This is a genomic window from Bacillota bacterium, assembly GCA_013178305.1.
Lineage (GTDB): Bacteria > Bacillota > Sulfobacillia > JABLXB01 > JABLXB01 > JABLXB01.
Map to the genome: position 1 here is coordinate 1 of JABLXB010000018.1, position 5,811 is coordinate 5,811.

The window sequence follows — 5,811 nt, forward strand, 5'->3', positions numbered from 1 at the left end:
TGTAATTGAAGGCCCTGGCCATACACGAGGCGCGTTCCCCTGCCTTCATGAGTTCCCACAGGCTGAAATCCCATCCGGTAACCGCCCTGACAACATCAACCACCATGGTTATCGGCATAAGGCCCCTTGGGGCAATACCAAACAGACAGCCAGACAACGCTTTTAGCGCGTTCCAGAACGTCTCTAGGTAGAAGTAGTACCTGACTTTGCCCGCGTCGAGGCACAAGGGGTCCACTGCATGAAGAAGTCCGAGAGTGGAGACTTCCTGAACCGCTAACATCCCCTCCTTGGCAAAGAGCGTGTCATGCGCCGCTGTCATATGGTCTGCCCCATGTTCTGCGACCGCATACCCCAACCCTACCCCGACCTTGCCTCTCGGGTCGTGCATCGGTAGTTCAACGCCCTTGACGTGGAGCGCAAACGCCTCGCTTCCGCGTCCGATCTCTGCCGCGGCCCTTCTCGTGCCTTCGCCTAGCAGCTTGCCTATGCCCTCTCTCCGGGCTATCATCCTCAGGAGTTGGAGAGCCGCCTGCCCGTTGCCGAATCTTAGGTCTAGGCCCTCAACATCGGATTGTCCGAGTATCCCTCGCTCGAAGCATTCCATGGCAAACGCCACGCTCATCCCCGCCGAGATTGTGTCGAGGCCGGCCCGATTGCATATCTTGTGCGCTTCGATGGCTATCGATGGGTCCGAAACGCCCAGGTTCGATCCAAAAGCAGCAATTGTTTCGTACTCGGGCAAGCCGTACATCTCATCGTCAGGCGAACCGTGAGGAATCTTCTTGCATCTTACGGGACAGGCGAAGCAGCCCCGTCTCTCAGCAATCGTCTTTTCGAAGGCCTCCCCGCTCAGTTTCTCCCATCCTTCAAACGCTCCTTCCCTGAAGTTCCTGGTTGGCAATGTGCCCATAGCATTTGCGGGAGCCAACACGGCGGGTGTGCCCATTTCGTACAACAGGCGACTCATAGGGTTTACCATCACCTGGGAGGCGTACCATTTGGCGATTCTCGTGACCGCCTCAGGAGCCTTGAGTTGCACGTTCTGTCGTCCGCTTACGGCCACCGCCTTCAGCCTCTTCGAGCCCATCACCGCGCCCATTCCGCACCGACCGGCGGCGTGCAGGCGGTCCGCAATAATGCATGAATACCTGACGCCCGCCTCGCCGGCGGGACCGATCGATGCAACGCTCGCCAAGGGCTGGTTAATCTCGGAACGTATCGCTCCCTCGGTCTCAGCCGTATCGAGTCCCCACAGATGGACTGCCGGTCGGATCTCGACGATGCCGTCGTGCAACCAGAGGTACACCGGCTGTTCGGAACGCCCCTCGATGACAACGGCGTCAAAGCCCGCGAACTTGAGCCTCGGTCCCCAGTATCCCCCGGCCTCGGATTCGCCATAGCCTCCAGTCAGAGGGGACTTGGCAGCCACCGTGAATCTCGCAAACGCAGGCACAGGAGCCCCAACGACTACGCTGACTGCGAATACCAGGTGGTTCTGTGGAGCGAACGCATCAATCCGGCCCTTCTGTTCCCGCAGGAGGTAGTACAGGGCGATGCCCTTGCCCCCCAGGTAGGTCCGGTAAAACCCTTCGTCAAGTCCTTCATAGGTGACCTTGTGCGTACTGAGATCAACCCTGGCAATCCGTCCTGCAAAACCGTATCCCATGGCCATGATACCTCACAGAAGTAGCCTGCACGGACGCTCTAGCAGTTCCTTGACAGTTCCGAGAAAACGCGCTGCCGGTGCCCCATCTACTAAACGATGATCGAACGAAAGGCTCAGGTGCATCATGCTTCGGACCGCGATCCCACCTTGCCAGACGGCGGGCTTCTGGGTGATGCGCCCTATGCCCAGGATGGCGCATTCGGGGAGGTTGATGATGGGGGTGAAAACCTCCACTCCATACATGCCCAGATTCGTCACTGTAAACGTGCCGCCGGTGACCTCGTCCGCCGTCAGGTTCCCGGCACGCGCCTTAGCGGCCAGGTCTTTCAGTTTGCAATCGATCTCCAGCAAAGTCATGCGGTCGGCGTGCTTTATCACGGGCACTATGAGCCCCTCTTCTACGTCGACGGCTACGCCTATATTGACATCCGCAATGACCTCAATGCTGTCACCGGCCAGCCTACAGTTGATATCTGGGTGCACTCGTATCGCGGTGGCAACGGCTTTCACGATTAAGCTGGTATAGGAGAAACTCGAGAGGCTCTGTAAGCCGCTCAGTGTACCGTCGCTCGCAAGTTGCTCACGAAGGCGAACGGCGTCTGTCATGTCGACCTCCGTCGACAGCGTTACGTGAGCAGCAGTGTGCTTACTTTCAGCCATATGCTCAAAGATCGACTTGCGCATGCCGGATAGCGGCCTCACCTTGACCAGAGCCCCAGTAGCTTCCTTCTGGCCGGATTCCGGAGGTGCACTCTTCTTCTGTTTCCTAACGTATTCCTCGACATCGTGTCTGACTATCCTGCCCTCGGGACCCGTCCCCTTGATCAAGAGAAGTTCTGCCTCGCCGAGCCCATGCTCTTTCGCAGCAAGCCTCGCGGCAGGAGAAATCCTGACGACTCGCGCATCGCGCATGGCTCCAGACTCCGGTGCCTGTGCGCCCTGAGTAGTGGTCGGTGGAGCTGTTTCACGCTCGGGTTCAACCCGGAGAGAATCGGGTGGAGCGAAGGCATCACTTATGTCTTCCCCTGGCTGCGCTATGACTGCGATAGCCTCCGTAATGGGGACGACATCCCCTTCCTGCCGCAGGATCTTGGCCAGGATCCCTTGGGCTGGCGACTCTATGTGCATTGTAACCTTGTCGGTCATTATCTCGACAAGGGGTTCTCCTTCCTCGACAGGGTCACCCTCGTGCTTAAGCCAAGTGACTATAGTTCCCTCCGTCATGGTCAATCCGAGCTTGGGCATGAGCACCTTCGTTGCCACTGCCACGCACCCCCTCTGCAAATCCAATGGATTCCCAAGCGTGACGTGAACGCTGTTACCCGTCCACAACCCTTCTTACAGCCGAAACGATGTCGGCTTCACTCGGGATCACCCAGTCTTCGAGCGTCTTGGAATACGGTATCGGAGTGTCCGCCGCCGCCACCCTCAAAACTGGGGCATCCAGGTAATCGAAAGCCTCTTCCACGACACGGGCTACCACCTCTGCGCCGAATCCGCCGGTTTTGCATGCCTCATGGACGACTATACACCTTCCGGTCCTCTTCACCGACTCCACGATTGTTTCGGTGTCAAGCGGTCTCAGCGTTCTAACGTCCACGACTTCTGCGGCAATGCCGTCTTCCGCAAGCATCTCCGCGGCCGACAGGGCCTTTCTCACCATCAGAGACCAGGTTACAATGGTGACGTCCGACCCCTTTCGTTTGATGTCGGCCTTCCCGATGGGGACAAGGTATTCCTGGCCCTCGTCTGGGTACCTCTCCCTTGGTAGCGTAGAGGAGTTTGTGCTCGATGAAGATGATCGGGTTACTGTCCCTAATGGAACTCTTCAGAAGGCCCTTTGCATCATAAGGTGAGGACGGCATCACAACCAGGAGCCCGGGTATGTGGGCATACCATGCTTCGAGGCTCTGGGAATGCTGGGCTGCGTTTCCCCTGCCCGCACCTCCTTGAGTTCTGAGGACCAACGGAACGCACGTCTTCCCGCCTGTCATAAAGCGCAACTTTGCAGCCTGGTTCACGATTTGGTCCATGGCTATGGTGGAGAAGTCTATATACATGATTTCCGCGATCGGTCGCAGACCGGTTAGCGCTGCACCGATAGCCGCCCCCACAAAGCCCGCCTCCGAAATGGGAGTATTTCTCACACGCTCGGGCCCGAACTCTTCTATGAGGCCTTTGGTAACCGAGAACGCACCACCATGAATCCCGATATCCTCTCCGATGAGTATGACAGATTCGTCCCGCTTCATCTCCTCCCGGAGAGCTTCCCGCAGTGCCTGCGCATAGGTTATCTCTCGCATATTGCTAGGCCTCCATATGATGTTCAGTGCTGGTTTCAGAATAATCGACGGTTGCCGTTTCCGTCCTGCGTCGGCGGCTCCAGCGGACCGCCATGGAGGACTACCCCGAAAGTGCACAGTCCATGCCGCCTTGGTACCCGCAAATGCCCAGTATGGTCAACTGCTTTCGCAGATGCCAAACATGAGGCAGAGACCGCGTACAAACGTACAAAGTAGCACTAGGAGCTATGCGTAGATGTCGTTGAGCATGTCCTGTGGACTCGGGTCCGGGCTCTCGAGGGCGAAGCGTACGGCGTCTTCGACCTCGGCTCGCACTTCGTCCTCGATTGCCGCCAACTCCTCCGCGCTGGCAACCTCACTTTCGATTAGCTTGGCCCGAAATCTCGTGATCGGATCCCTGGCCGCCCATTCCTCGACCTCTTGTTTCGACCGGTAGAGGCAGGGATCGCCCCTGAAATGACCGTCCATGCGGTAGGTCACTGCTTCTATCAGAGTCGGTCCCCCGCCGCCCCTAGCGCGAGTGCATGCCTCACGTGCCGCCTCGTACACGGCAAGCACGTCATTACCATCGACACAGCAGCCCGGCACACCGTAACCCGCAGCCCGATCTACTACATGCTCTATCGCAAACGCATCGCGAAAGGGGGTAGACAATGCGTATAGATTGTTTTCGCAGACGAATATGGCCGGCACCTTCCACACCGCTGCGAGGTTTAGTGCTTCGTGGAAGATCCCTTGGTTAACAGCTCCGTCCCCGAAAAAGCACACCGACACCCGCCCGTTCTTCAGGTACTTAGCTGAGAATGCCGCCCCGACTGCAATTGCTATACCCCCGCCTACGATTCCGTTGGCACCCAGGATTCCGCTGCCAAAGTCGGCGATGTGCATCGAACCACCGCGACCTTTACAGTATCCCGTCGCCTTTCCCAAGAGCTCTGCCATCATCTCTCGCAGGCGTCCGCCCTTCGCAATGCAGTGTCCATGCCCACGGTGAGTGCTCACTACATAGTCTCCAGGCTCAAGAGCAGAACATACCCCAACAGCTACGGCCTCCTGGCCTATGTACAGGTGGATCGAACCTCGCACAGCGTCTCTCGTGAAGAGGTCTCCGGCCTTGTGCTCAAACTGCCGGATTGCCAACATGTGCCTATACATTCGCAGCATCTTCTCCCGCGATTCCAAAGCATTCCCTCCCTTGCAGGGCAAGTAACGTAGCGCATCTGGTCTCTAGCACGTCCGCAAACTAGCCACCGAGGTATGCCCTCTTGACACTCTCATCCTTGAGAAGGTCTGAGGCCGCACCATGCAGGACGGTCCTCCCGTTTTCCACTACATAGGCAAGGTCGGCTGTATTCAGTGCTAGGTAGGCGTTCTGTTCCACTAAGAGGATCGTAAGCCCTTCGGCATTGATCTGCTTGATCCCCTCGAAGAGCTTCTCCACAACCACTGGCGCCAGCCCCAGGGAAGGTTCGTCAAGCAGGAAGACCTTTGGCTTGGCCATAAGACCCCTGCCGATTGCGAGCATTTGCTGTTCGCCGCCGCTGAGGCTCCACCCTAGCTGGTTCATCCTCTTCGCAAGTTGCGGAAACAGTTGACAGACGTGTTGGAGATCCCTCTCCAGGGAGGCCTTGCCGTCGCACCGCAAGCATGCGCCGATTTCCAGGTTCTCTCTCACTGTCAACCCGGGGAATATGCGTCTTCCTTCCGGAACATGGATGATGCCCCGGGCAACGATATCCCTGGGACGCATTCCGTCTATTCTTTCGCCGTTGAAAGTAATCGTGCCGTGACTCGGCCGCAACAGGCCAGAGATGGTTTTCAGCGTCGTGCTCTTGCCCGCTC

At 57.8% G+C, this 5,811-nt stretch carries 4 protein-coding genes and 1 pseudogene; all 5 read right to left on the reverse strand.

What is annotated here, in order from left to right; genetic code table 11:
- Nucleotides 1-1,666: aldehyde ferredoxin oxidoreductase family protein (locus tag HPY55_16280; GenBank protein ID NPV72164.1), on the reverse strand; the 1,666-nt coding region annotated here is incomplete at its 3' end.
- 12 nt (nt 1,667-1,678) lie between these two features.
- Nucleotides 1,679-2,929: a 2-oxo acid dehydrogenase subunit E2 gene (locus tag HPY55_16285; GenBank protein NPV72165.1), complete on the reverse strand. Its 1,251-nt coding sequence runs from the start codon at nt 2,927-2,929 to the stop codon at nt 1,679-1,681.
- A gap of 55 nt (nt 2,930-2,984) precedes the next feature.
- Nucleotides 2,985-3,969, reverse strand: a pseudogene (locus HPY55_16290) (alpha-ketoacid dehydrogenase subunit beta).
- Nucleotides 3,970-4,194: 225 nt separating this feature from the next.
- Nucleotides 4,195-5,133 (reverse strand): thiamine pyrophosphate-dependent dehydrogenase E1 component subunit alpha, encoded by a 939-nt coding sequence (locus HPY55_16295; protein ID NPV72166.1) that lies wholly within the window; start codon nt 5,131-5,133, stop codon nt 4,195-4,197.
- A gap of 79 nt (nt 5,134-5,212) precedes the next feature.
- Nucleotides 5,213-5,811 (reverse strand): ABC transporter ATP-binding protein (locus HPY55_16300; GenBank protein NPV72167.1); only part of this gene is annotated, 599 nt, incomplete at its 5' end.

Bases quoted from the DNA above. Each gene is read 5' to 3' on its own strand.
- HPY55_16295 (NPV72166.1), bottom strand. From the start codon at position 5,133: ATGCTGCGAATGTATAGGCACATGTTGGCAATCCGGCAGTTTGAGCAC.